This is a genomic window from Pseudomonas sp. PAMC 29040 (genome assembly GCF_003994535.1).
In the GTDB taxonomy this organism is placed as follows: Bacteria; Pseudomonadota; Gammaproteobacteria; order Pseudomonadales; family Pseudomonadaceae; genus Aquipseudomonas; species Aquipseudomonas paraversuta.
Map to the genome: position 1 here is coordinate 184,740 of NZ_RZAA01000004.1, position 23,971 is coordinate 208,710.

Sequence of the window (23,971 nt, forward strand, 5' to 3'; positions counted from 1 at the left end):
AGAGCTGCAAATAATAATGCAAGAACTTAAATCGGCCGCCGCTGCCAAACGCCGGACCTGATTCCGTGCGCTGTACGGCCGGTCAGAGCGCGGTGTAGGATGCGCGCCGCTTGGTAACTGCCGAACGATCTTCGTTCCACTCCCTTTGGAACCCGAAATAGTTATGTCATCGCGTAAATTTGGACTCAACCTGGTGGTGGTGCTGGCCATCGCCGCCCTGTTCACCGGCTTCTGGGCGCTGATCAATCGCCCGGTTTCTGCGCCTAACTGGCCCGAGCAAATCTCGGGCTTTTCCTACTCGCCGTTTCAGCAAGGCCAGTACCCGCAGAAAGACCAGTACCCGACCGACGACGAAATGCGTCGCGATCTGGAAATCATCAGCAAGCTGACCGACAACATCCGGACTTACTCGGTCGACGGCACCCTGGGCGATATTCCCAAGCTGGCGGAAGAGTTCGGCTTGCGGGTCACCATCGGGATCTGGATCAGTCCGGACCTTGAGCGCAATGAGCGCGAAATCCAGAAAGCCATCGAACTGGCCAATAACTCGCGCAGCGTAGTGCGGGTTGTGGTGGGTAACGAAGCCCTGTTCCGTGAAGAGATCACCCCGGAAGACTTGATCGTGTTGCTGGACCGGGTGCGGGCAGCCGTCAAGGTGCCGGTCACCACCTCCGAGCAGTGGCATATCTGGGAGAAATACCCGCAACTGGCCAAGCACGTTGACCTGATCGCTGCGCACATTTTGCCGTACTGGGAATTTATCCCCGTGGACAAGGCCGGCGAGTTCGTCCTGGACCGTGCCCGCGACCTGAAAAAAATGTTCCCGAAAAAACCGCTGCTGCTCTCGGAGGTTGGCTGGCCGAGCAACGGCCGCATGCGCGGTGGCGCCGATGCGACCCCGGCTGACCAGGCCATTTACCTGCGCACACTGGTCAATACGCTTAACCGTCGCGGCTACAACTACTTTGTGATCGAAGCCTTCGACCAACCCTGGAAAGCCAGTGACGAAGGCTCGGTGGGCGCGTACTGGGGCGTGTACAACGCCGCGCGCCAGCAAAAATTCAACTTTGAAGGCCCGGTAGTGGCTATCCCGCAGTGGCGGGTACTGGCCATTGGCTCAGTGGTCATGGGCCTGCTGTCGCTGGCCTTGCTGCTGATCGACGGTTCCGCCCTGCGTCAGCGTGGCCGCACTTTCCTGACCTTCACCGCGTTCCTGTGCGGGTCGGTGCTGGTGTGGATCGGTTACGACTACAGCCAGCAATACAGCACCTGGTTCAGTCTGACCGTAGGCATCCTGCTCGGACTCGGTGCGTTCGGGGTGTTTATCGTACTGCTGACCGAGGCCCATGAACTGGCCGAGGCCGTATGGATTCGCAAGCGGCGGCGCGAGTTTCTGCCGGTTGAACACGAGGACGCCTACCGGCCAAAAGTGTCGATCCACGTGCCGTGCTACAACGAGCCGCCAGAGATGGTCAAACAGACCCTCGATGCACTGGCGAACCTCGACTACCCGGACTTCGAAGTGTTGATTATCGACAACAACACCAAGGATCCGGCGGTCTGGGAGCCGGTGCGCGACTACTGTGCAACCCTTGGCCCGCGCTTCAAGTTCTTCCATGTTGCCCCGCTGGCCGGCTTCAAGGGCGGCGCGCTGAACTATCTGATCCCGCACACCGCGCCGGATGCCGAAGTGATTGCCGTGATCGACTCCGATTACTGTGTCGATCGCAACTGGCTCAAGCACATGGTGCCGCACTTTGCCGATCCGAAAATCGCCATCGTGCAGTCGCCCCAGGACTACCGTGATCAGAACGAAAGCACCTTCAAGAAGCTCTGCTACTCGGAGTACAAGGGCTTCTTCCATATCGGCATGGTCACCCGCAATGACCGCGACGCGATCATTCAGCACGGCACCATGACCATGACCCGGCGTTCCGTGCTCGAGGAGCTTGGCTGGGCAGACTGGTGTATCTGTGAAGATGCCGAATTGGGTCTGCGCGTGTTCGAAAAAGGCTATTCCGCTGCCTATTCCCACAATAGCTACGGCAAAGGGCTGATGCCCGACACCTTTATCGACTTCAAGAAACAGCGCTTCCGCTGGGCCTACGGTGCGATTCAGATTATCAAGCGTCACGCCTCCAGCCTGCTGCGCGGCAAAGATACGCAATTGACCCGTGGCCAGCGTTATCACTTCCTCGCGGGCTGGTTGCCGTGGGTAGCCGACGGCATGAACATCTTCTTCACCGTGGGCGCCCTGCTGTGGTCGGCGGCGATGATCATTGTGCCGACGCGGGTTGATCCGCCGCTGCTGATTTTCGCCATCCCGCCATTGGCCCTGTTTGTGTTCAAGGTAGGCAAGATCATCTTCCTGTACCGCCGCGCCGTGGGGGTCAACCTCAAGGACGCGTTTGCCGCGGCCCTGGCAGGTCTGGCCCTGTCCCATACCATCGCCAAAGCGGTGCTGTACGGATTTTTCACCACCAGCATTCCGTTCTTCCGCACCCCGAAAAACGCCGACAATCACGGATTCTGGGTCGCCATCTCGGAAGCCCGTGAAGAGGTGTTCATCATGCTGCTGCTCTGGGGCGCGGCACTGGGGATCTTCCTGGTCCAGGGCCTGCCGAGCAACGACATGCGTTTCTGGGTGGTCATGCTGCTGGTGCAGTCGCTGCCGTATCTGGCGGCGCTGATCATGGCCTTCTTGTCTTCACTGCCCAAACCGGTGGAAGCGCCAGAAGAGCACCCGGCCGTATAAATTGACTGCAACCACTAAACGGCGGCCTCTGGTCGCCGTTTTGCTTTAAGATAACCGCCCTTTTGTGCCCTGCCACGCTCAGCTTCGGAGTCCACCCCATGACGGCCCACGCCGACCTTTCGCCGACCCTGCAACTTGCCTGCGATTTGATCCGTCGCCCTTCAGTGACCCCGATCGATGCCGATTGCCAGAAGCTGATGATGCAGCGCCTGGGTGATGCCGGCTTCAAGCTGGAACCCATGCGCATCGAAGACGTAGACAACTTCTGGGCCACCCACGGTAAAAACGAAGGCCCGGTGCTGTGCTTCGCTGGCCATACCGATGTGGTACCCACCGGCCCGGTGCAGGCCTGGCAAAACGATCCATTCGACGCCTTGATCGACGAGCACGGCATGCTCTGCGGCCGTGGCGCTGCCGACATGAAAGGCAGTCTTGCTTCCATGCTGGTTGCCGCCGAACGCTTCGTCGCCGACTACCCGGACCACAAGGGTTCGGTGGCGTTTCTGATCACCAGTGACGAAGAAGGCCCGGCCCATCACGGCACCAAAGCCGTGATCGAGCGTTTCAAGGCCCGCAATGAGCGTCTGGACTGGTGCATCGTCGGTGAGCCGTCGAGCACCACTCTGGTGGGCGACGTGGTTAAAAACGGCCGTCGCGGCTCCCTGGGCGCCAAACTCACCGTGCGCGGGGTACAGGGTCACGTGGCCTACCCGCACCTGGCCAAAAACCCGATTCACCTGGCCGTGCCCGCACTGACCGAACTGGCCGCCGAGCATTGGGATAACGGCAACGCCTTCTTCCCGCCAACCAGCTTCCAGATCTCCAACCTGAACTCCGGCACCGGCGCCACCAACGTGATTCCCGGCGATCTGGTGGCGGTGTTCAACTTCCGGTTCTCCACCGAGTCCACTGTTGAAGGGCTGCAAAAGCGTGTCGCAGACATCCTCGACAAGCACGGCCTGGACTGGCACATCGATTGGGCGCTGTCCGGCCTGCCGTTCCTGACCGAGCCGGGCGCACTGCTGGATGCGGTGTCGTCGAGCATCAAACAGGTGACCGGCCGCGAAACCAAAGCCTCCACCAGCGGCGGCACCTCGGACGGACGCTTCATCGCGACCCTGGGTACCCAAGTGGTTGAACTGGGCCCGGTCAACGCGACCATCCACCAGGTCAACGAGCGGGTTCTGGCCAGCGATCTCGACGTGCTGACCGAAATCTACTACCAGACCCTGATCAGGTTGCTTGCCTGATGCTTGCCTGCCCTATCTGTTCGCAACCCCTCAGCGCAGTCGACAATGGCGTGGCCTGCCCGACGGGCCATCGCTTTGACCGCGCCCGTCAGGGCTACCTGAACCTGTTGCCCGTGCAGCACAAAAACAGCCGCGACCCTGGCGACAACCAGGCCATGGTTGAAGCCCGTCGCGATTTCCTCAACGCGGGTCACTACGCGCCTGTGGCCAAGCGACTGGCTGAACTGGCCGCCGAACGCGCCCCCCAGCGCTGGCTCGACATCGGTTGCGGCGAGGGTTACTACACCGCGCAAATCGCCGAGGCGCTGCCCAACGCCGACGGCTACGCGCTGGACATCTCCCGCGAAGCCGTCAAGCGTGCCTGCAAGCGCAACCCGCACCTGACCTGGTTGATCGCCAGCATGGCCCGGGTGCCACTGGCCGATGCCAGCTGCCAGTTTCTGGCCAGCGTGTTCAGCCCGCTGGACTGGCTGGAAGCCAAACGCCTGCTCAGCCCCGGCGGCGGCCTGATGCGCGTAGGCCCGACCCGCGGGCACCTGATGGAGCTGCGTGAACGGCTGTACGACGAAGTACGCGACTACGCTGACGACAAACACCTGGCGCTGGTGCCTGAAGGCATGCAGTTGCAGCACAGTGAAACCCTGGAGTTCGTGCTCAGCCTGAGTGAACCCAAGGACCGCGCCAACCTGCTGGCCATGACCCCCCATGGCTGGCGTGCCAGTGCCGAACGTCGGGCCCAGGTCATCGACCACCCGCAGCCTTTAGTGGTCACTGTGTCGATGCGCTACGATTACTTCATTCTTCAATAACCCACTTTACGGCCAGGGGCAGCCGCCCCTGGCCCGACTAATCCGCGAATGGATTTTTCAGATACGCAGTGAGGACATCCATGCGCCAGCCCGATATTGAGATTTACCTGAAAGAAGCCAAAGCCGGTCATGAACACGTCGTTACATGGCTTAGCGAGGCCCTGGGCCCCTGCACCCCCTGGGTGAAGAAAGGCCAGGTGTGGAAATGCACCGCCGGCGACATACCTGTGACCTGGATGCCAAATGCCGTCGGCAAATGGAACAGCCTGTTTCTGGACAGCGATAAAACCCCGTGGGATGACGACATTGCCTGCGCCCAGGCCGCTTTCAAAGCGCTGAACGTCGAAGTGCGTTGCGCACCGGGCACGTGGGAAGAGGAACAGGGCGAAGCTGACGCTGATCGCTGGATTCGTATCAGCGAAGACGGTCAGGAAGAAATCACCTGGAAAACCGGGCCCTGAAGTGAAACATGTAGCCGCTGACGCAGGCTGCGACGGGGTGCGCAGCACCCCTGCTGTTTGAAGGGCCGGCGGCCCTTATCGCAGCCTGCGACAGCGGCTACAGGGCCTGCCTACAACCCCACCACATCCTCAGCCTGCAAGCCCTTGTCACCCTTGACCTGGGTGTATTCGACCTGCTGTCCCTCGGCCAGGGAGCGATGCCCCTCGCCGCGAATGGCACGGTAATGCACGAACACATCGGCACCATCGGCACACTGAATAAAGCCGTAGCCTTTGGCGTCGTTGAACCACTTCACACTGCCTGTTACGCGCGTACTCATGAATCCTTCCCCCTTTTTATTATTGATCGGGCTCTACCATCAGCCCTTTGAGAACTTTCGCTCGAACCTGGTTTTTGCAGACTGGGTCTTGTGCAGCATGGCGAAAGACCCCCGAGTATAAGTCAGCAAAAAAAACACTCAATCAATATTAGTTCGCTGCTTTTTTGCCGATTTTCCAGAGATACGGCACACTACCGGCACGAGTAAACATTCGTTTTAATCCACTAACGCAGAAGCCGTATGACCCGCTCCCCATTCCGTCGTCTTGTATTTGGCGCGCTGCGTCGCTTGCTGTACCTGTGGGTGCGCTCGGAAACGATCAATCAGTCGTCCTTGACACTGAATCTGGATCGCAGCCGGCCGGTGTTCTACGTGCTGCAATCGCCCTCACTGACCGAACTGGCAGTGGTCGACGCCGAGTGCACCAAGGCCGGCTTGCCGCGCCCCGTGCTGCCGGTCGCCGTTGGCAGCATGATCGAGCCCGAAGCGTTCTTTTACCTGACCCCCGAGCCCGACTGGCTGGGACGTCAGGACAAGCGCGGCGCCCCTCCTGCGCTGACCCGACTGGTAGATGCCTTGACCCTCAACCCGGGCGAGGACGCGCAAATCATCCCGGTCAGCGTGTTCTGGGGCCAGTCCCCCGACAGCGAGTCCAGCCCCTGGAAACTGCTGTTTGCCGACAGCTGGGCAGTCACCGGGCGCCTGCGCCGCTTGCTGCGCATTCTTATTTTGGGGCGCAAGACCCGCGTGCAGTTTTCCGCGCCGATTCATTTGCGCGAACTGATTGACCACAACAAGGGCCATGAGCGCACGGTACGCATGGCCCAGCGCATTTTGCGAGTGCACTTTCGCAACCTCAAAACCGCCACCATCGGCCCCGACCTGTCCCACCGCCGCAACCTGGTCAAAGGTCTGATCAAGGAGCCGGCCGTACGCCAGGCGATTGTGGATGAAGCCGAGCGCGAGAATATATCTGCGGACAAAGCCAAAGCCCTGGCGCTGCGCTACGCCAACGAAATCGCTTCGGATTACACCTACACGGCAATCCGTTTTTTTGAAGTGATACTGAGCTGGTTCTGGAACAAGATTTACGACGGGGTCAAAATCCACAACATCGAGGGCGTGCAGAACGTGGCCCAGGGCCATGAAATCGTCTACGTGCCATGCCACCGTAGCCATATCGATTATCTGCTGCTGTCTTATCTGCTGTTTCGCAACGGCCTGACTCCGCCGCACATTGCTGCCGGGATCAATCTCAATATGCCGCTGATGGGGCGCTTGCTGCGCCGTGGCGGGGCTTTTTTCATGCGCCGCACGTTCAAGGGCAACCCGCTGTACACCTCGGTGTTCAACGAATACATGCATACCCTGTTCACCAAAGGCTTCCCGGTGGAATATTTCGTCGAAGGCGGCCGCTCGCGCACCGGGCGCATGCTGCAACCGAAAACCGGCATGCTGGCCATCACCGTCCGCAGCTTCCTGCGCTCATCGCGCATGCCGATCGTCTTTGTACCTGTGTACATCGGTTACGAGCGGGTGCTGGAGGGCCGCACCTACCTCGGAGAGCTGCGCGGGGCGAGCAAGAAAAAAGAATCGGTATTCGATATTTTCAAAGTCATCGGCGCACTCAAGAAACAGAAGTTTGGCCAGGTGGCGGTCAACTTCGGCGAGCCGATCAAACTCGCCGAGTTTCTCGATGGGGAACAACCGGGCTGGCGCCAGCAGGAACTGGCTCCGTCGTACCGGCCTGAGTGGTTGCACGGGGCTACTAACCGGCTGGGGGAGAAAGTCGCCCGGCACCTGAACGAAGCCGCAGCCATCAACCCCGTCAACCTGGTGGCGCTGGTGCTCCTGTCCACCAGCAAACTGGCGCTGGATGACCGGGCCATGGCCCGCGTGCTGGACCTGTATCTGGCCCTGCTGCGCCGCGTCCCCTATTCACCCCACACCACCGTGCCTGAAGGTGACGGTCAGGCACTGATCGAACACGTGAAAAGCATGGACCTGCTCTCCGAGCAGAGCGATGCACTGGGCAAGGTCCTGTATCTGGATGAGCAAAACGCCGTCCTGATGACTTACTACCGCAACAACGTGCTGCATATCTTTGCCCTGCCGGCGTTGCTGGCCAGCTTCTTCCAGAGCAGCTCGCGCATGACCCGCGAGCAAATCCTGCGTTACACCCACGCCCTGTATCCGTACCTGCAATCGGAACTGTTTATCCGCTGGTCCGAAGATGAGCTGGACGCCGTGGTGGATCAGTGGCTAGAGGCGTTTGTCGAACAGGGTTTGCTGCGCTTTGAAAACGCTGTGTACCTGCGCCCGGCCCCGAGCTCGCGGCATTTTGTGCTGCTGACGCTACTGTCCAGGAGCATTGCGCAAACCCTGCAGCGCTTCTACATGGCCATCTCGTTGCTGCTCAACAGCGGCCAGAACACCTTGAGCGCCGAAGAGCTGGAAGACCTGTGCACCATGATGGCCCAGCGCCTGTCGATCCTGCATGGCCTCAATGCCCCGGAGTTCTTCGACAAGAGCCTGTTCCGCCACTTTATCCAGAGCTTGCTCGAAGAAGACGTCTTGCGCCGCGACGCCAACGGTAAGTTGAGCTATCACGAGCTGCTTGGCGAACTGGCTGAAGGCGCGGCCAAACGCGTGCTGCCCGCCGAGATCCGCTTGTCGATCCGTCAGGTGGCCTTGCACCGCAGCGAAGACCCGGCAGATCAAGCGCCGCTGTCTTTGGAAAAACCGCTTAAATAAGCAAAAGCGCCTGCCAGATTGAACATTTGTCTGGCAGGCGCCCTCTCAACGCATGGCGTTAATGCCTGCCCTATGGAGCCTCCCGCATGAAAAAAGTCCTTTTACTCAGCCTGACTGCCCTGCTCGGAGCCTGCAGCTCTATGACACCTGCCCCGCAAGCCGCTCTCGATGGCGAAGTGTTTTACCTGCAACGTATCGCCCTGCCGCCTGGCGCCACCCTTGAAGTGAGCCTGCAGGATGTGTCACTGGCCGACGCTCCGGCAGTCACCCTGGCCAAACAAAGCGGCCCGGTCAAAGGCCAGGTTCCGCTACCTTTCCACCTGAGCTATGACCCGGCTGAAGTCAAACCGGGCCACACCTATGCAGTCAGTGCACGGATTGAAGATAACGGTCAGTTGTTGTTCATCACCACTGAGCGCAACAGCGTCGACCTGAATGCCAAAACCCAGCAACCGATTCGCCTGCGGGTTGATCAGGTTCAACAATAAACAGCGCATGATCCTGTAGGGGCTGGAGTTGCCTGCATCGCCGGCAAGCCAGCCCCCACTTCAACAATGCCCCACCTCAGGCCAGGGTTAAACCTTCTTCACCCTGAACCACGCCGCATACAGCGCCGGCAAGAACAGCAGAGTCAGGGCCGTCGCCACTATCAGCCCGCCCATGATCGCTACCGCCATCGGCCCGAAGAACACGCTACGGGACAGCGGGATCATCGCCAGCACCGCGGCAAGGGCAGTCAGCACAATCGGCCGGAACCGGCGTACCGTCGCTTCGATAATCGCCTGCCAGGGGTCCATCCCTGCGGCTTTGTCCTGTTCGATCTGGTCCACCAGGATCACCGAATTGCGCATGATCATCCCGGACAGGGCAATGGTGCCCAGCATCGCAACAAAGCCGAAAGGTTTGCCGAACACCAGCAAGAACAGGGTCACCCCGATCAACCCCAGCGGCGCGGTCAAAAACACCATCACCATGCGCGAGAAGCTGCGCAGCTGCACCATCAACAGGGTCAGCACCACCACGATAAACAACGGTACACCGGCTTTCACCGAGTCCTGCCCACGGCTGGAGTCTTCAACCGTGCCGCCCACTTCCAGCAGGTAACCATCCGGCAGCTCTGCCCGCACATCCTGCAATGTCGGCAGAATCTGCTGCACCAGCGTGGCCGGTTGCTCCTTGCCATAAATATCGGCGCGCACGGTCACGGTCGGCAGGCGGTTGCGGTGCCAGATAATGCCTTCTTCAAAGCCATATTCCAGGGTCGCGATTTGCGACAGGGCGACACTCTGACCATTGTCGGTCGGTACCGCCAGGCTCGGCAGCAACGACAGTTCGGTGCGCTCATGGGAGGTGCCGCGCAACAGGATTTCGATCAACTCGTTGTCTTCCCGGTACTGGCTGACGGAGGAGCCCAGCAAGGTGCTCTGCAGGAAGTGCGACAGGTTCGCTGTACTTACGCCCAAAGCCCGCGCCCGGTCCTGGTCGACATTGAGGTACACCACTTTGCTCGGTTCCTCCCAGTCCAGGTGAACATTGACCACGTGGGGATTCTCCCGAACCCTGGCCGCTACCTTGCGCGCCAGGGCCCGTACCTCTTCTATATGCTCGCCAGTCACCCGAAGCTGCACCGGGTATCCAACCGGCGGGCCTGTTTCAAGGCGGGTAACCCGCGAGCGAACCCCCGGAAACTGTTGATCAAGGGTCTCGATCAACCAGGTGCGCAGGGTTTCACGCTCCTCGATGCTCTTGGCCAGCACCACGAACTGGGCGAAGCTGGCCGCCGGCAACTGTTGATCCAGTGGCAAGTAAAAACGTGGCGAACCGGTCCCCACGTAAGCCACATAGTTGGCAATCCCGGGGTGATCCTTGAGCAAGCTTTCCAGATGTTTGACTTGCTCGTTGGTGTTGCTCAGCGAGACACCTTCTGCCTGTTTCAAATCGACCATCAATTCCAGGCGGCTCGAAGCCGGAAAAAACTGCTGCGGAACGAACCGGAACAGCACCACCGACCCTAAAAACAACAGCACCGTCAGTACAATCACGGTCTTGCGCCGACGCACACACCACTCCACCAGCCGTCGTACCCGTTGATAAAACGGGGTGCCGTAGGGGTCGGGCGTCGCGCTGCCATGTTTGGCCCCATGGATCTTCGCCAGATCCGGCAGCAGCAATGCCCCCAGATACGGCACGAACACCACCGCGGCAATCCAGGATGCCAGCAGCGCAATGGTCACCACCTGGAAGATCGAGCGGGTGTACTCACCGGTGCTCGACTGCGCCATGGCAATCGGCAGAAAACCCGCTGCCGTAATCAGGGTGCCGGTCAACATCGGGAACGCGGTGCTGGTCCAGGCAAAACTCGCCGCCTTGAGCCGGTCGTAGCCCTGCTCCATTTTGATCGCCATCATTTCCACAGCGATGATCGCGTCATCCACCAACAGCCCCAGCGCCAGCACCAGCGCACCCAGGGAGATTTTGTGCAGGCCTATGCCCAGGTAGTACATGGCGGCAAATGTCATCGCCAACACCAGCGGGATCGTCAGCGCCACCACCAGGCCGGTGCGCACCCCAAGCGAGAAGAAGCTCACCAGCAACACGATTGCCAGTGCTTCCACCAGCACCTGGACGAATTCACCGACGCTGCTTTTCACCGCCGCCGGTTGATCCGACACCTTGCTCAGTTGCATCCCGGCGGGGAGGTTTTTCTGGAGTCGTTCGAACTCTGTTTCCAGCGCCTTGCCCAGTACCAGAATATCGCCGCCGTCTTTCATCGCCACGGCCAGGCCAATGGCATCCTGCCCCATGAAGCGCATGCGCGGTGCCGGAGGATCATTAAAGCCGCGATGTACGTCCGCCACATCACTGATCCGCAAGGTGCGCTCCCCCACCCGGATCGGGAACCCCTCGATCTGTTCAACGGTTTTGAAATTGCCGCTCACGCGCAATTGAACACGCTCGGTCGGGGTCTCGAAAAAACCGGCGGTAGAGACTGCGTTCTGCTCCTTGAGGGCTTGTTGCACAGTCGCCAGCGGCAGGCCCAGAGTGGCGAGCTTGAGGTTGGAGAGTTCGATCCAGATTTTCTCGTCCTGCAGCCCCAGCAGCTCGACCTTGCCCACATCCTTGACCCGTTGCAGCTGGATCTGGATGCGGTCGGCGTAGTCTTTAAGCACCCCGTAGTCGAAGCCTTCGCCACTCAGGCTGTAGATATTGCCGAAAGTAGTGCCGAACTCATCGTTGAAAAATGGTCCCTGAATATCCGGCGGCAGGTTCTGGCGAATGTCGCTGATTTTTTTTCGGACCTGATACCACAGCTCCGGAATCCGCGCCGAAGGCATTGAGTCACGGGCCATGAAGGTCACTTGTGACTCGCCAGGTCGCGAGAACGAAACAATCCGCTCGTAATCGCCGGTTTCCATCAGCTTCTTTTCGATGCGCTCGGTCACCTGGCGCGAGACTTCCTCGGCGCTGGCACCCGGCCACAACGTGCGAATCACCATGGCCTTGAAGGTGAACGGCGGGTCTTCACTTTGCCCTAACTTGGTGTAGGAAAGCCCACCAACGATAGCGAGTAACAACATCAGAAACAGTACGATTTGACGATTGCGCAACGCCCAGGCGGAAAGGTTGAAACCCATCGGGATTACTCCTTCACCGCAACATTGATCGTTCGGTTGGAGCGATCAACCGGCCGCACTTGCTGCCCAGGATGCAACACGTGCACCCCGGCCGAGACAATCCAGTCGTCAGCCTTGAGACCTTCAAGCACCGGCACGTTTTTCTCGCCAAAGGGCCCGGTACGCACGGGGACCTGCTCCAGCTTGTTGCCCGGGCCGACACGCCAGACATAGGTCGCGCCATTTTCAGCGCTCAATGCCGACAGCGGCACCGACAACGGGCTCACGCCTTCGCTTTGAATAAAGACCCGGGCACTTTGCCCCAGCTCGGCCGGCACCTTGCCGGAAGTGAAGGCGATACGGGCGGCAAAGGTCCGCGACCGGGGATCAGCCGCAGGCGACAGTTCGCGAATGCGCCCGCTGAAGCGTTGATCGGGCTGCGACCACAGTTCAACCGAAACCGGCAGGCCAATCTTGAAGCGGCCGAAGGCTTGCTCCGGCAAGCTGATCAGCACTTCACGCTCGCCGTCGGCAGCCAGGGTAAACACCGTTTGCCCTGCGGCCACGACCTGGCCGACCTCAACCTGGCGCTGGGCGATTACCCCGTCCTGGGGCGCGCGCAACACGGCGTAGCTGGCCTGATTGCTGGCCACGTCCTGCTCGGCCTTGAGCTGCTGGAGCCGGGCTTCACCCGAGCGATAGAGGTTTTCGGCATTGTCGAACTGCGAACGGCTGACCATCTGCCGGTCGAGCAGGGTTTTGTAGCGGTCACGTTCCGCTCGCACCAGATTCAGGTTGGCCTGCCCCGCTGCAACCTGGGCCCGGGTCGCCTCCAGTTGCAGGCGCACATCTTGCGGGTCCAGCTCAGCCAGCGGCTGATTGGCCTTGACCCGCTCACCTTCATCCACCAGCCGCCGGGTCACTTTGCCACCAATGCGGAACGCCAGTTGCGGATCGAACCGGGCCCGGACTTCACCCGGATAGCTTTGGCTCGCCAGCGCAGAAGGCTGTGGCTGCTCCACCATTGCCGGGCTGATGCTGATTTGAGCAGGCTCTTCATGGCCGCACGCGGATAACAAAAACACCAGACACACAGGCACAGCGCGGGGCAAGGCATGGCGCAACATGGAGATGACCTTTCGCTAATAGGGCTTGGAATATTTATACTGGGCGGCATGTTATTAATACCAAACTCACCAGTCCAGTAATAAACGAGAATGTCTGACAATCCTTTACCCCCCAATGCGCTCGGGCGTCCCAAGGACATGGCAAAACGCCAGGCGATCCTTGACGCGGCGAAAACCCTGTTTCTGACCAAGGGCTATGCCAGCACCAGCATGGACGCGGTCGCAGGCCTGGCGGGCGTGTCAAAACTCACCGTCTACAGCCATTTCACCGACAAAGAGACGCTCTTTTCTTCGGCGATCATGGCCAAGTGCACAGATCAGTTGCCGGAATTGTTTTTTGAATTGCCTGGCGGCGCACCGGTCGAGGCGGTGCTGCTGAACATTGCCCGGGGTTTCCACAGCCTGATAAACAGCCAGGAGTCACTCAACCTGCATCGGCTGATGATGACCCAAGGCAGCCAGGACCCTAAGTTGTCGCAAATTTTCTTTGAGGCGGGGCCGGAGCGAGTGGTGCTGGAGATGGAGCGTCTGCTGGGAAAAATCCACCGCACCGGTGAATTGCAGATTGATCAGCCGCACTACGCAGCGGAGCACTTCTTTTGCATGCTCAAGGGCTCACCCAATTTTCGCCTGCTCTATGGCTGCGGCGAGCCGCTGGACGATGCGGGCGCCGAGGCGCACGTGCAGGAAGTGGTGGGGGTTTTCATGCGCGCGTATCGCCCGCTCTGATCACACCGCCCCTGTAGGCGCGAGCTTGTCTCGCGATCTCTTGCGCTTGAAAGATCGTGAGCAAGTTCGCTCCTGCAGGAAGATCGGGGTCAGGGCTTTAGCGCTTTCTTCGGATAAATATCGTAACGGCTCGACTTGCCGTCCAGCGCATGGCTCGGCTTGGGCCCGGCAATGCACGGTGCCTTGCGCGGGCGCTTGACCACTACCCGGTGGCTGGCCAGTGCCAACGCCGCTTCAAGCAGGGCCGGAGCATCATTGTCATCACCCACCAATGGCCGGAACAGGCGCATTTCCTTCTTCACCAAGGCTGTTTTCTCACGGTGCGGAAACATAGGGTCGAGGTAGATGACTTGCGGCGGCTCGCCTTCCCAGTTGCGCATCACCTCAATCGAGTTGCCCTTGAGCAAGTGCATGCGTGACACGATCGGCGCCACCTCAAAGTCGTCCAGGCCGCGGGCCAGGCCATCTTCAAGTAGCGCTCCGATCAGCGGCTGACGTTCGATCAGGCTCATTTCACAACCCAGGCTCGCCAGCACGAACGCGTCTTTGCCCAAACCTGCCGTGGCGTCCAGTACCCGCGGACGCACGCCCTGCTGTACGCCGACCGCCTTGGCAATCATCTGCCCCGTACCGCCACCAAACAAACGTCGATGGGCCGCCCCTCCCTCTACAAAGTCGACCCGCACCGGGCCCGGGGCGTCCGGCCCCAGTTGTTGCAGCTGCAACCCCTGCGCGCCCACTTGCAAGGCGAACTCAGCCTCGGGCTCGGCCAGAGGCAGACCCAGACGTTCAGCCCATTGCCCGGCCAGGGCCTGATAGGCCTCGCCCAATGCTTCGACTTTGATACGACAGCCTGCTGCTTGCTCACTCATCTAAAAACACACTCAAAAATTTAATGATCGGCAAAGGCTGCCGATAAATGAAATATCCGGCATTTTGCCAGAGCCGGGCGTCGACCGAGAGCTATGTCAGACATTCATTGCACATCCATCGGCTTTATCGCCCCAATTGGCGACTTTGGCCGGCACAATTCGCAGATCACGGGTAGCGTCAACCACCTGTGGAAGGACTTTTACGCCCAGGCATTGGCCGAACAATGCGCGACGTCGGAGTTCCCTGCGATTGAAGCAACCCCGCAGGCCGTGGAGGAACAGGTTGAGCCCCGGGGTGGCAGCGACCTGCTGGGCAATATCGTGACCCAGCGACATTGCCAGGTGCAGGACACCGAACTGCAGCCCCCTGAAGCGTTGTTTTTACCGATTGCCGAGTTCGATCCGGATTTGCTGCCACCGCCCGCCACACCCTTTGCCGCAGAACAAGTGAGTGCACAGCAGCATCAACAGGACTTCGAAACCACCTGGGTACGCCCGAGGGTTATGGCTTTCGGCCATCCGCTGCCTGATCCGGGCCCGGGGCCTGAACCACGGCCGTTGCATCTGCCGATTGCCGAGTTTGAAATGGACTTGCTCGACAAGCCTGCCGAGCCGTTCGACCCCCTGACCCTGATCGAGCAACAACGGGCCATGGACTTCGATCTTGGCTGGGCCAGACCATTGGTCATCAACAATATGCGCCTGGCGGCTTAAAGCAGTCCCAGTTGTTCTGTCGCCTGGGGTTGGTGCAACTCGGGTAATGCGGGCAACCCCGGTAACCTTTCGCTCAACTGTTGATGAAAGCGCCGCGCCAGTTCCGGAGCGCGGTGATTGTCCGGCGTATGAAGAAACACGTAAGGCGTGCGCCCTTCCTCGATCCAGCCCGCGACTTTGTCAATCCAGGGCACTAAATACGGGTCGTTGGCTTGCAGCTCCGGCCGGCCAATAAAACGCACTTGCGGGAATTGAGTGAAGGCTGCCGGACGGGGCGGCACCCTGGGCTTTTTCGCCTGGGCATGGAGCACCGCCGGATCGGTCGAAGTGCAGCTGAACAGCGCCCGCGGATCCAGGCAAATACGCTCAACCCCGCGATCTTTGAGCAAGCGATTGAGCAAGCGTTCGCTATCCCCTTTGGCGAAGAACTCAGGGTGGCGCACTTCCACCGCTAACGGGCGCTCCAGAGCGTCCATGAAGCTCGCCAGCTCTGCCAGACGCTGAGGCCCGAAGCTGGCCGGGAGTTGTAGCCAAAGTGGCGCTACGCGCGCCCCAAGAGGTCGCAACAACTGCAGGAAATCTTCGGCCGCATGATTTTGTTCACGCAGATCACCGCCGTGGCTGATATCCCTGGGGAACTTGGCAGTAAAGCGAAAATGTCCGGGCAGGCTTTGTGCCCAGCGCTCGACAGTGGCTGGCGCGGGACGGGCATAGAAAGTGGTATTGCCTTCGACAGCGTTGAAGACCTGAGCGTACAGGCCCAGAAATTCCGCTGGCCGGGCATTCTGCGGGTACAGCCCTTCGCGCCAGGCGCTTTCGCTCCAGGACGGGCAACCCAGGTAGTAAGGAAGATCTTTCATGGGCTCAAATGTACAGGTCCAGCACCTGCTCTTCTATTTCCCAATCGACGAAGCCGGCAGTCGTCAAATAGCTGGCCAGGGCGCTGGCCGCACTTTTGCTCATGGAGCGCTGGAAGATCATGTCTTGAGAACGGACGGGGAACGAGTTGATACGCTCACCGGAGGGTGGCGTGCGAGCAGTTTGGGGGGCGCTTTCAAACGTGGTTTCGCTGTCCTCCACCGACTCATCAATCAGCGCCTGATCTTTACGCTGCTTGCGCTTGACGGGGTAGGACCGGGAGGAAAAGCCGTCTATGCGCATGGCTGCTTGCTCGGTAGCGATAAAGGCAATTTAGCGACGTTGGGCCAAGTAAGCAAATCCCCGCCGCCCTGCCAGATAAACCGCGTTGCCTGTATCGCTGGCAAGCCAGCGCCTACAGGGAATGGGCTGTGCTGCCTGTCCCGATCAACGCTCTGCTTTTGGAGTGGCTACCTTGTCACGCAGGTACACCGGCTGCGCCAGGTCGGCGGCGATGGCTTCACCGCGCTCCCAGGCAAAGCGGGCCAGGGTCAGCAGGTCTTCAGCATGGGGCAACATGCCCGCATCCATCGCGTAGGGTTTGACGTTCAAACGCTCGGCATAACCCCAGCCGGTCCCCGCGCCAAACCAGTCACCGCCGGCACCGGCAGGCAAGGCGGCCACTTCCGGTGGCAATACGGCTTCAGCACCCTCCAGACGCATTTCACCCGCCTGCTCGCGGTAGCAACCCCAATACACTTCGTCCATGCGCGCATCAATGGCCGACGCCACCTGGGTCGCGCCATGCTCGCGATGGGCACGCTGGGCCAATACCGCCAGGTTGGAGATCGGCAACACCGGGCGCTCCAGGGCAAAGGCCAGACCTTGCACCACGCCAATGGCAATCCGCACCCCGGTAAAGGCTCCCGGCCCGCGCCCGAAAGCAATGGCTTCGACGGCTGACAGTTCAACCCCGGCCTCAGCCAGCAGGTCTTTAATCATCGGCAACAACTTTTGCGCATGCAGGCGCGGGATCACCTCGTAGTGGCTCGTGACCTTGCCATCATGCAGCAGGGCAACAGAGCAAGCTTCAGTCGCGGTATCCAGGGCCAGCAAGGTGCTCATCGGTGTTCCCGTCAGAATTGAGAATTGAAAAAAGTGCAGCAGTATAAACAACAACAGCCCGCAAGCGGGCTGTTGTATCAGAGCAATTCGACGATCAGCTCAGCGCTTCAAGTACCTTGCCGGTGATGGCTTCAACCGAGCCTACACCTTCGATGTGGCTGTACTTCGGCTTGCCTTGAGTCTCAGCCAGGTTCTGGTAGAAGGCTACCAGCGGCTTGGTTTGCGAATGGTAAACCGACAGGCGATGACGAACTGTTTCTTCAGTGTCGTCCTTGCGCTGGATCAGCTCTTCGCCAGTTACGTCGTCCTTGCCTTCAACCTTTGGCGGGTTGTAGATGGTGTGGTAAACCCGGCCAGAGGCTTCGTGAACACGACGACCGGCAATGCGCTGAACGATTTCTTCATCGTCAACCGCGATTTCAATCACGTGATCCAGCTCGACGCCGTTTTTAACCAGTGCTTCGGCTTGCGGAATGGTGCGCGGGAAACCGTCGAACAGGAAACCGTTTTTGCAGTCTTGCTGGCTGATACGCTCTTTAACCAGATTGATGATCAGGTCATCAGATACCAGACCACCGCTGTCCATCACGCTCTTAGCGATCAGACCCAGTTCGGTGCCGGCCTTTACCGCTGCACGCAACATGTCGCCGGTGGAGATTTGCGGGATGCCAAATTTTTCAGTGATGAACTTTGCCTGAGTACCTTTACCGGCCCCGGGAGCTCCCAGCAGAATTACGCGCATCGATATGCTCCTCAAATTTTTATTTAAATGACAACAGACTCGCCTCTTTGGGCCAATCTCAAAATCGGGTTATGGCCGTCAAAACGGCCAAGGGCTGATCAAGATACACAGCAGGCCCGGCCCACACAAGCAGGCCAAACCAGGAATAATCTCTAGCAAACGCGCACTTGCGGCCAGGTGTCGCAGCTCGCAACCCTACAATAAAGTGTCGTTCGAGCCCGGGGATCCGCAGCAAATCTTCGGCGCTCCCGGGCCCGTTGCACGACAACCCGTCTTGCTTTTGGCTTAACCGGTGTTACGCAAGCCGGCAGCAATCCCGGCCACAGTTACCAGCAACGCTTGTTCCAGAGGGCTGTCCTGGGCCGCTTGCTGGCGCCTTGAACGGGCCAGAAGTTCTGCCTGCAATAGATGAAGGGGATCCAGGTAGGTGTTGCGCAAACGGATGAACTCCAGAGTGTCCGGGCTGTGCGCCATCAATTGCGATTGACCGGTCAAACCTAGCACCACCGAACACGCCTGCGACAATAAGTCGCGCAAATGCGCACCCAATGGCAGTAGTTCCTGATCTACCAGACGCTCGTCATAGAGCCGTGCGATGTCGGCATCGGCCTTGGCCAGGACCATTTCCAGCATGTCGATACGGGTCCGAAAGAACGGCCACTGCTCGCGCATTTGTGCCAGCTGTTCGCCCTCCCCCCGTTCCAGCGCCCGGCTCAATGCGGTCTCCCAACCCAGCCATGCGGGCAACATCAGACGGGTCTGGGTCCAGCCAAAAATCCACGGAATGGCACGCAGGCTTTCAATCCCCCCTGCCCGGCGCTTGGCCGGACGACTGCCCAGCGGCAAGCGGCCCAGCTCCTGCTCGGGAGTGGACTGGCGGAAGTATTCGACGAACTGCGGATTGTCCCGCACCACTGCGCGGTAAGCCTCGACCCCATCGCCAGCCAGCTCGTCCATCAGCACCCGCCAGCCCGGCTCGGGCAACGGCGGCGGCAGTAAAGTGGCTTCCAGCACTGCGGCCAGATAGAGGTTGAGATTTTGCTCGGCGATGTCCGGCAAACCGAACTTGAAGCGAATCATTTCGCCCTGCTCGGTGGTGCGGAATCGCCCCGCCACAGAGCCCGGCGGCTGCGACAGAATCGCCGCATGGGCAGGACCGCCGCCACGGCCCACGGTGCCACCGCGACCATGGAACAACAACAGTTCAACCTCTTGCTCGCGGCAGATATTGACCAGTTTTTCCTGGGCCCGATATTGCGCCCAGGCCGCTGCGGTGGTGCCCGCATCCTTGGCCGAATCGGAATAACCAATCATCACTTCCTGCGGGCCATGCAGGCGTGCGCGGTACCCCGGCAACAGCAGCAGGCGTTCGATCACCGGCCCTGCATTGTCGAGGTCGGCCAGGGTTTCGAACAACGGCACCACGCGCATCGGGCGCTCCAGCCCAGCTTCTTTAAGCAGCAGTTGCACCGCCAGCACGTCAGAGGCAGCCCCCGCCATCGAGATTACATAAGAGCCCAGCGAAGCCTGCGGTGCTGCAGCCACTTCGCGACAGGTGGCCAGCACTTCGGCGGTGTCTGCCCCGGGTTTGAAGTAACCCGGCAACAGCGGTCGACGGTTGGCCAGTTCGCGGTTGAGGAAGGTCAGACGTGCATCTTCGTCCCAGTCTTCATAGCGGCCCAGGCCCAGATAATCGGTGATTTCAGTCATAGCCGAGGCGTGGCGGGCCGCATCCTGGCGTACATCGAGGCGCACCAGAAACAAGCCAAACGTCACCGCACGACGCAGGCAATCAAGTAGCGGCCCGTCGGCAATTACCCCCATGCCGCAGGCATGCAACGACTGGTAGCACAGTTGCAACGGTGCCAGCAGATCGCGGTTGTCCTGCAACACCCCGTCCGGTGCAGGCTGGGCGCTGCTCAAGGCGTTATGCGCCCAGTTGCGGGTCGCCCGCAGCCGCTCACGCAACTGCTTGAGGACCGCGCGATACGGTTCGGCGCCATCCCCGGCTACCGCCAGCAGTTCGGCAGTGGCTTGCTGCATCGACAGATCGGCGGCCAGTTTGTCGATATCACGCAGGTACAGGTCAGCCGCCATCCAGCGCGCCAGCAACAGCACTTCGCGAGTCACACTGGCGGTGACATTGGGGTTGCCGTCACGGTCGCCGCCCATCCAGGAAGCAAAACGCACAGGCGCCGCTTCCAAAGGCAAATGCAGGCCAGTGGCCGCGTGCAGCGCCTGATCGGCGTTGCGCAGCATATGCGGTACGGCTTGCCACAAAGAGTGCTCAATGACCGCGAAGCCCCACTTGGCCTCGTCCACCGGGGTGGGTCGGGTACGGCGGATTTCTTCGGTGTGCCAGGCCTCGGCTATCAAGCGTTGCAGACGCTGCTCGATCCGGGACTTTTCGGCCTGGGTCAGGTCGCGATGGTCCTGGGCTGCGAGTTGTTCGGCAATGGCATCGTACTTCTGGATCAGGGTACGGCGCGTGACTTCAGTGGGATGGGCCGTGAGCACCAGCTCGATGTCGAGACGGCCGATTTGCCGCGCCAGGGTGTCAGGGTCATGCCCTTCGTCCAGCAGCCGGGTCAGCAAGGTGGGCAGCACCAGCGACTCGAACGGTTGCGGCTGGCCTTCTTCGCGACGGTGAATCAGCTGGTATTGCTCGGCGATGTTCGCCAGGTTCAGAAACTGGTTGAACGCCCGCGCAACGGGGAGAACTTCATCGTCACCCAGGGCATCCAGAATGGCACTCAGCTCCTCGCCCGTGGTGCCGCGCCGGTCATCCTTGGCCCCTTGGCGGATACGCTCGATCTTGGCGAGAAATGCTTCGCCGTACTGGTCACGAATGGTATTTCCCAACAGTTCACCCAGCAGGTGAACATCATCGCGCAAGCGTGCATCAATATCGGTCATCAGCAATTTCTCCAGCAGATTCCGGGGACCAGCTCCTGCCCAAGAGTGCGTTGCGAGGACTGCTTTTGACAAGAGATCCCGCGCCAAAGCCTGCAAAAAACGCCTGACCAAACGGTCAGAATTTTTTAGGCAATGCGCCACCATTTAATTTGAACTATTCAAAAATCGTTCGGGTCACAGCCAATAACCATCACCTCTTGCACCTGTGTTCCAACACTCCCGTGTGACGCCTTAGTCGTGATGGAACTTGATTTTTATAAGGAGCTTCCCAATGGAGTCGAAGACCATGATGACCCGCACTGTCAAAACCAACTCGCCTCGCCTGCGCGGGCTAAAACTGGCCGCGCTGGCACTCGGTGCCAGCTTCGTTCTGGCCGGTTGCGCTGGCAATCCTCCGTCGGAGCAGTACGCAGTGACCCAGGCAGCGGTCAACAACGCCGTAAGCGCTGGTGGCACTGAATACGCTCCGGTAGAAATGAAGTCGGCACAGGACAAGCTCAAGCAGGCCGAGATGGCCATGCATGACAAGAACTACAAAGACGCCCGTCGTCTGTCTGAACAAGCGGAATGGGATGCCCGCGTAGCAGAGCGCAAAGCCCAGGCCGCAAAAGCCGAGAAGGCCGTACAGGATGCTCAGAAAGCCGTCCAGGAACTGCGTCAGGAAGGTATGCGCAGCGTTCAATAAGCGCTGCCCCTTTTTGCCTCTGGCCCAGACACAGCATTCCTAATCGATATAAAGGACAAACATTATGCGTAATCAAGTACTGATCCCCGCCCTGCTGGCTCTAAGCGTTGGCCTGGCTGCATGCTCCCACCAGCCGAACGTCAACCTGGAAAATGCCCAGACCAATTTCTCGGCCCTGCAGGCCAACCCGCAAGCCACCAAGGTAGCCGCGCTGGAAACCAAGGATGCCAGCGAATGGCTGGACAAGGCGCAAAAGGCCTACATGGACAAAGAGGATGACAGCAAAGTGGACCAGCTGGCCTACCTGACCAACCAGCGGGTTGAAGTGGCCAAGCAGACCATCGCGTTGCGTACTGCTGAAAACCAGTTGAACAACTCCGCAGCGGCCCGTTCTCAAGCACTGCTGGACGCCCGTGATGCGCAGATCAAGCAACTGCAAGGCATGAACGCCAAGCAGACCGAACGCGGCACTCTGGTGACCTTCGGTGACGTGCTGTTTGATTTCGACAAGGCAAGCCTCAAGCCCAACAGCCGTGACAGCATTACCACACTGTCCAACTACCTGATCAAAAACCCGGACCGCAAGGTGATTGTTGAAGGTTATACCGACAGCAAGGGTTCGGCTTCGTACAACCAGAACCTGTCTGAACGTCGTGCCAACGCCGTCAAGGCGGCACTGGTGCGTGCCGGGGTAGATCCTACGCGCATCGTCGCCCAGGGCTACGGCAAGGAATATCCGGTGGCTGACAACAACAGCAACTCGGGCCGTGCCCAGAACCGCCGGGTTGAAGTGACCATCTCCAACGACAACCAGCCGGTAGCTCCGCGCTCGTCGATGAAGTAAGTCTGTAAGCGCGCAATAAAAAGCCCCGCCTGAGCAATCAGGCGGGGCTTTTTTGTGAGCAACTGCAATCCTGCAGGCGCGGGCTGTTCCTGCGTTCGCTCTTAGGGTTGCGGGGCCTTCTGGACCAGACAGTGCACCGCTTGTTTCTTGTTGTTGACCAGCACCCCGGTCAGACCTTTTTGCTCGGTGTCGAACAGTACGACGATGCCATCGATGCACTGCGCCACCTGATTGGCCGGCGTCAGGGACACCTTGTAGTCCTCCCCGGGGATAGTCTTGAGCATGGTGAAGTCGCTGAGCAGCAGTGCGTCTTCTGGTTTGGCAAAGTGCAGGTAACCGTAGTACCACAGGGCTCCCACGGTGCCGATGATGGTGCAAATACCGGTAATGATCAGGGGGATGGCGTTGCGTTCTTCACTCATTGCGGGCTCTCTGCAGCATTAATCGAATCGGGTGAGGCGGGGTAATTGGGGATTTCGCCCAAGCGCCGTACGCCATTGAAGTGTTGCGGGTCATCCAGGTAACGCAGCATCACTTGACGCCAGGTCGGGTCGGCAAACGTCTGTACATGGCCGCCGCGCGTCAGTTGCAACACCTTGGGCGGGGGCGCAGCTTGATACAGTCGCAGACCATTGGAAAGCGGCACGATCGGGTCGTCCATGCTGTGGAAGATCAGCATCGGTACCCCGCCCATTTCCGGCATGGCATACACGGCGCTGTCTGCGTCGGGCACCAGCCATGACAAAGGGACTTGCAGGGGCCAGGTCAGCCACGAAGTGCTCAAGGCAAATTGCCCCACTTCACGATAGCTGGCCGGTACTCCATCGAGCACCATGGCCTTGATCCGGGCCCGCTGCTCAGGGTGCCGGCTCAGGTAATGCACACCCATCGCCCCGCCCAGGCTTTGCCCCAGCACGATCAGTGGCTGATCCCGGGTTTCGGGTTGTTGCTGCAACCACTCGAAAGCGGCGTCGATGTCCTGATAGATCGCAGGCAAACCGGGCTCGCCCGCGGACAGGCCGTAGCCACGATAATCGAGCATCAACACCTGATAACCCTGCTCGGGCATCCAGGCAGTGGCGCCCAGGTGATAGGCCAGGTTGCCGCCATTTCCATGCAGATGCAGCACCGTCCCCTTGAGCGGCACCCCGGCTTTGGCGGGCAGCCACCAGCCATGCAGGCGCGTGCCATCGGCGGCGGTGAGGGTTACATCACGATATTTCAAACCCGCGGCAGTTGGCGTAATCGGCTGGCCGGGTTCGGGGTAGAACAGCAATGAGCTGCATCCGCTGAGGGTCAACAGCAGGCAGAGGGCAGCCAGGATTTTCATCTAACAAGTCACCATTTGTAGTCGCTGCCCAAGGCTGCGATGAGGTCCGTGCGTATGGTTTTCAGA

21 protein-coding genes are annotated in these 23,971 nt (G+C 59.9%); 10 read left to right on the forward strand and 11 right to left on the reverse strand.

What is annotated here, in order from left to right:
- Positions 1-163 precede the first annotated feature (163 nt).
- From WG29040_RS08610 to WG29040_RS08625, 4 genes are all read left to right on the forward strand, one after another.
- A complete protein-coding gene (locus WG29040_RS08610) occupies positions 164-2,755 on the forward strand; it encodes a glycosyltransferase (protein ID WP_003440388.1) in 2,592 nt (863 codons plus the stop codon).
- Positions 2,756-2,853: 98 nt separating this feature from the next.
- Positions 2,854-4,005, forward strand: coding sequence for a succinyl-diaminopimelate desuccinylase (gene dapE / locus WG29040_RS08615; protein ID WP_003440376.1), 1,152 nt, complete (start codon positions 2,854-2,856; stop codon positions 4,003-4,005).
- Positions 4,005-4,814: a putative RNA methyltransferase gene (locus WG29040_RS08620; protein ID WP_010655967.1), complete on the forward strand. Its 810-nt coding sequence runs from the start codon at positions 4,005-4,007 to the stop codon at positions 4,812-4,814. The genes dapE and WG29040_RS08620 overlap by 1 nt, the downstream gene beginning before the upstream one ends.
- A gap of 80 nt (positions 4,815-4,894) precedes the next feature.
- The gene (locus tag WG29040_RS08625; RefSeq protein ID WP_127196016.1) at positions 4,895-5,275 is read left to right on the forward strand and encodes a hypothetical protein; all 381 of its coding nucleotides are present in this window, start codon (positions 4,895-4,897) and stop codon (positions 5,273-5,275) included.
- Between the two features lie 110 nt (positions 5,276-5,385).
- Here the strand turns inward: WG29040_RS08625 and WG29040_RS08630 are convergent, their stop codons facing one another.
- Positions 5,386-5,595 carry a cold shock domain-containing protein gene (locus WG29040_RS08630; protein ID WP_003440369.1) on the reverse strand — a complete coding sequence of 70 codons (210 nt, stop codon included), beginning with the start codon at positions 5,593-5,595 and terminating at the stop codon, positions 5,386-5,388.
- 240 nt (positions 5,596-5,835) lie between these two features.
- On the opposite strand from WG29040_RS08630, the gene plsB reads away from it, so the two are divergent.
- Both plsB and WG29040_RS08640 read left to right on the forward strand, forming a co-directional pair.
- The gene (gene plsB / locus WG29040_RS08635) at positions 5,836-8,349 is read left to right on the forward strand and encodes a glycerol-3-phosphate 1-O-acyltransferase PlsB (RefSeq protein WP_010655969.1); all 2,514 of its coding nucleotides are present in this window, start codon (positions 5,836-5,838) and stop codon (positions 8,347-8,349) included.
- Positions 8,350-8,435: 86 nt separating this feature from the next.
- The gene (locus WG29040_RS08640; RefSeq protein WP_003440366.1) at positions 8,436-8,837 is read left to right on the forward strand and encodes a YbaY family lipoprotein; all 402 of its coding nucleotides are present in this window, start codon (positions 8,436-8,438) and stop codon (positions 8,835-8,837) included.
- 87 nt (positions 8,838-8,924) lie between these two features.
- Here WG29040_RS08640 and WG29040_RS08645 read toward each other — a convergent pair whose 3' ends face one another.
- Together WG29040_RS08645 and WG29040_RS08650 are read right to left on the reverse strand one after the other, a co-directional pair.
- Positions 8,925-11,984: an efflux RND transporter permease subunit gene (locus WG29040_RS08645; RefSeq protein WP_127196017.1), complete on the reverse strand. Its 3,060-nt coding sequence runs from the start codon at positions 11,982-11,984 to the stop codon at positions 8,925-8,927.
- 5 nt (positions 11,985-11,989) lie between these two features.
- Positions 11,990-13,090, reverse strand: coding sequence for an efflux RND transporter periplasmic adaptor subunit (locus WG29040_RS08650; protein WP_003440361.1), 1,101 nt, complete (start codon positions 13,088-13,090; stop codon positions 11,990-11,992).
- A gap of 90 nt (positions 13,091-13,180) precedes the next feature.
- Between WG29040_RS08650 and WG29040_RS08655 the strand changes: the two genes are divergently transcribed.
- Positions 13,181-13,819 carry a TetR/AcrR family transcriptional regulator gene (locus tag WG29040_RS08655; protein WP_037001390.1) on the forward strand — a complete coding sequence of 213 codons (639 nt, stop codon included), beginning with the start codon at positions 13,181-13,183 and terminating at the stop codon, positions 13,817-13,819.
- A gap of 89 nt (positions 13,820-13,908) precedes the next feature.
- Here WG29040_RS08655 and WG29040_RS08660 read toward each other — a convergent pair whose 3' ends face one another.
- The gene (locus WG29040_RS08660; protein ID WP_003440357.1) at positions 13,909-14,691 is read right to left on the reverse strand and encodes a class I SAM-dependent methyltransferase; all 783 of its coding nucleotides are present in this window, start codon (positions 14,689-14,691) and stop codon (positions 13,909-13,911) included.
- A 93-nt stretch (positions 14,692-14,784) separates the two neighbouring features.
- Between WG29040_RS08660 and WG29040_RS08665 the strand changes: the two genes are divergently transcribed.
- Positions 14,785-15,405 (forward strand): hypothetical protein, encoded by a 621-nt coding sequence (locus WG29040_RS08665; RefSeq protein WP_003440355.1) that lies wholly within the window; start codon positions 14,785-14,787, stop codon positions 15,403-15,405.
- Here the strand turns inward: WG29040_RS08665 and WG29040_RS08670 are convergent.
- The 5 genes from WG29040_RS08670 to ppc all read right to left on the reverse strand — a co-directional run bounded on the left by WG29040_RS08670 (position 15,402) and on the right by ppc (position 21,046).
- The gene (locus tag WG29040_RS08670; RefSeq protein WP_003440353.1) at positions 15,402-16,265 is read right to left on the reverse strand and encodes a DUF72 domain-containing protein; all 864 of its coding nucleotides are present in this window, start codon (positions 16,263-16,265) and stop codon (positions 15,402-15,404) included. The genes WG29040_RS08665 and WG29040_RS08670 overlap by 4 nt on opposite strands.
- Before the next feature lie 4 nt (positions 16,266-16,269).
- Positions 16,270-16,566: a hypothetical protein gene (locus WG29040_RS08675; protein WP_127196018.1), complete on the reverse strand. Its 297-nt coding sequence runs from the start codon at positions 16,564-16,566 to the stop codon at positions 16,270-16,272.
- Positions 16,567-16,710: 144 nt separating this feature from the next.
- Positions 16,711-17,388: a tRNA (adenosine(37)-N6)-threonylcarbamoyltransferase complex dimerization subunit type 1 TsaB gene (gene tsaB, locus WG29040_RS08680; protein ID WP_010655973.1), complete on the reverse strand. Its 678-nt coding sequence runs from the start codon at positions 17,386-17,388 to the stop codon at positions 16,711-16,713.
- A 94-nt stretch (positions 17,389-17,482) separates the two neighbouring features.
- On the reverse strand, positions 17,483-18,130 hold the full coding sequence (gene adk, locus WG29040_RS08685; protein WP_003440349.1) for an adenylate kinase: 648 nt from the start codon (positions 18,128-18,130) through the stop codon (positions 17,483-17,485).
- A 285-nt stretch (positions 18,131-18,415) separates the two neighbouring features.
- The gene (gene ppc / locus WG29040_RS08690; RefSeq protein ID WP_010655974.1) at positions 18,416-21,046 is read right to left on the reverse strand and encodes a phosphoenolpyruvate carboxylase; all 2,631 of its coding nucleotides are present in this window, start codon (positions 21,044-21,046) and stop codon (positions 18,416-18,418) included.
- Between the two features lie 271 nt (positions 21,047-21,317).
- On the opposite strand from ppc, the gene WG29040_RS08695 reads away from it, so the two are divergent.
- Together WG29040_RS08695 and WG29040_RS08700 are read left to right on the forward strand one after the other, a co-directional pair.
- Complete coding sequence (locus WG29040_RS08695; protein WP_003440344.1) at positions 21,318-21,731, forward strand: DUF4398 domain-containing protein; 414 nt, start codon at positions 21,318-21,320, stop codon at positions 21,729-21,731.
- 64 nt (positions 21,732-21,795) lie between these two features.
- On the forward strand, positions 21,796-22,575 hold the full coding sequence (locus tag WG29040_RS08700; RefSeq protein WP_003440342.1) for an OmpA family protein: 780 nt from the start codon (positions 21,796-21,798) through the stop codon (positions 22,573-22,575).
- Between the two features lie 101 nt (positions 22,576-22,676).
- Here WG29040_RS08700 and WG29040_RS08705 read toward each other — a convergent pair whose 3' ends face one another.
- Positions 22,677-22,997 (reverse strand): hypothetical protein, encoded by a 321-nt coding sequence (locus tag WG29040_RS08705; RefSeq protein WP_010655975.1) that lies wholly within the window; start codon positions 22,995-22,997, stop codon positions 22,677-22,679.
- Positions 22,994-23,905 (reverse strand): alpha/beta hydrolase, encoded by a 912-nt coding sequence (locus WG29040_RS08710; RefSeq protein ID WP_127196019.1) that lies wholly within the window; start codon positions 23,903-23,905, stop codon positions 22,994-22,996. The genes WG29040_RS08705 and WG29040_RS08710 overlap by 4 nt, the downstream gene beginning before the upstream one ends.
- Between the last annotated feature and the right edge of the window lie 66 nt (positions 23,906-23,971).

What these genes read in the sequence shown, in the direction of transcription:
- WG29040_RS08610 (WP_003440388.1), top strand. Translation starts at nt 164, where the DNA reads ATGTCATCGCGTAAATTTGGACTCAACCTGGTGGTGGTGCTGGCCATC.
- dapE (WP_003440376.1), top strand. Translation starts at nt 2,854, where the DNA reads ATGACGGCCCACGCCGACCTTTCGCCGACCCTGCAACTTGCCTGCGAT.
- WG29040_RS08620 (WP_010655967.1), top strand. Translation starts at nt 4,005, where the DNA reads ATGCTTGCCTGCCCTATCTGTTCGCAACCCCTCAGCGCAGTCGACAAT.
- WG29040_RS08625 (WP_127196016.1), top strand. Translation starts at nt 4,895, where the DNA reads ATGCGCCAGCCCGATATTGAGATTTACCTGAAAGAAGCCAAAGCCGGT.
- WG29040_RS08630 (WP_003440369.1), bottom strand. Translation starts at nt 5,595, where the DNA reads ATGAGTACGCGCGTAACAGGCAGTGTGAAGTGGTTCAACGACGCCAAA.
- plsB (WP_010655969.1), top strand. Translation starts at nt 5,836, where the DNA reads ATGACCCGCTCCCCATTCCGTCGTCTTGTATTTGGCGCGCTGCGTCGC.
- WG29040_RS08640 (WP_003440366.1), top strand. Translation starts at nt 8,436, where the DNA reads ATGAAAAAAGTCCTTTTACTCAGCCTGACTGCCCTGCTCGGAGCCTGC.
- WG29040_RS08645 (WP_127196017.1), bottom strand. Translation starts at nt 11,984, where the DNA reads ATGGGTTTCAACCTTTCCGCCTGGGCGTTGCGCAATCGTCAAATCGTA.
- WG29040_RS08650 (WP_003440361.1), bottom strand. Translation starts at nt 13,090, where the DNA reads ATGTTGCGCCATGCCTTGCCCCGCGCTGTGCCTGTGTGTCTGGTGTTT.
- WG29040_RS08655 (WP_037001390.1), top strand. Translation starts at nt 13,181, where the DNA reads ATGTCTGACAATCCTTTACCCCCCAATGCGCTCGGGCGTCCCAAGGAC.
- WG29040_RS08660 (WP_003440357.1), bottom strand. Translation starts at nt 14,691, where the DNA reads ATGAGTGAGCAAGCAGCAGGCTGTCGTATCAAAGTCGAAGCATTGGGC.
- WG29040_RS08665 (WP_003440355.1), top strand. Translation starts at nt 14,785, where the DNA reads ATGTCAGACATTCATTGCACATCCATCGGCTTTATCGCCCCAATTGGC.
- WG29040_RS08670 (WP_003440353.1), bottom strand. Translation starts at nt 16,265, where the DNA reads ATGAAAGATCTTCCTTACTACCTGGGTTGCCCGTCCTGGAGCGAAAGC.
- WG29040_RS08675 (WP_127196018.1), bottom strand. Translation starts at nt 16,566, where the DNA reads ATGCGCATAGACGGCTTTTCCTCCCGGTCCTACCCCGTCAAGCGCAAG.
- tsaB (WP_010655973.1), bottom strand. Translation starts at nt 17,388, where the DNA reads ATGAGCACCTTGCTGGCCCTGGATACCGCGACTGAAGCTTGCTCTGTT.
- adk (WP_003440349.1), bottom strand. Translation starts at nt 18,130, where the DNA reads ATGCGCGTAATTCTGCTGGGAGCTCCCGGGGCCGGTAAAGGTACTCAG.
- ppc (WP_010655974.1), bottom strand. Translation starts at nt 21,046, where the DNA reads ATGACCGATATTGATGCACGCTTGCGCGATGATGTTCACCTGCTGGGT.
- WG29040_RS08695 (WP_003440344.1), top strand. Translation starts at nt 21,318, where the DNA reads ATGGAGTCGAAGACCATGATGACCCGCACTGTCAAAACCAACTCGCCT.
- WG29040_RS08700 (WP_003440342.1), top strand. Translation starts at nt 21,796, where the DNA reads ATGCGTAATCAAGTACTGATCCCCGCCCTGCTGGCTCTAAGCGTTGGC.
- WG29040_RS08705 (WP_010655975.1), bottom strand. Translation starts at nt 22,997, where the DNA reads ATGAGTGAAGAACGCAACGCCATCCCCCTGATCATTACCGGTATTTGC.
- WG29040_RS08710 (WP_127196019.1), bottom strand. Translation starts at nt 23,905, where the DNA reads ATGAAAATCCTGGCTGCCCTCTGCCTGCTGTTGACCCTCAGCGGATGC.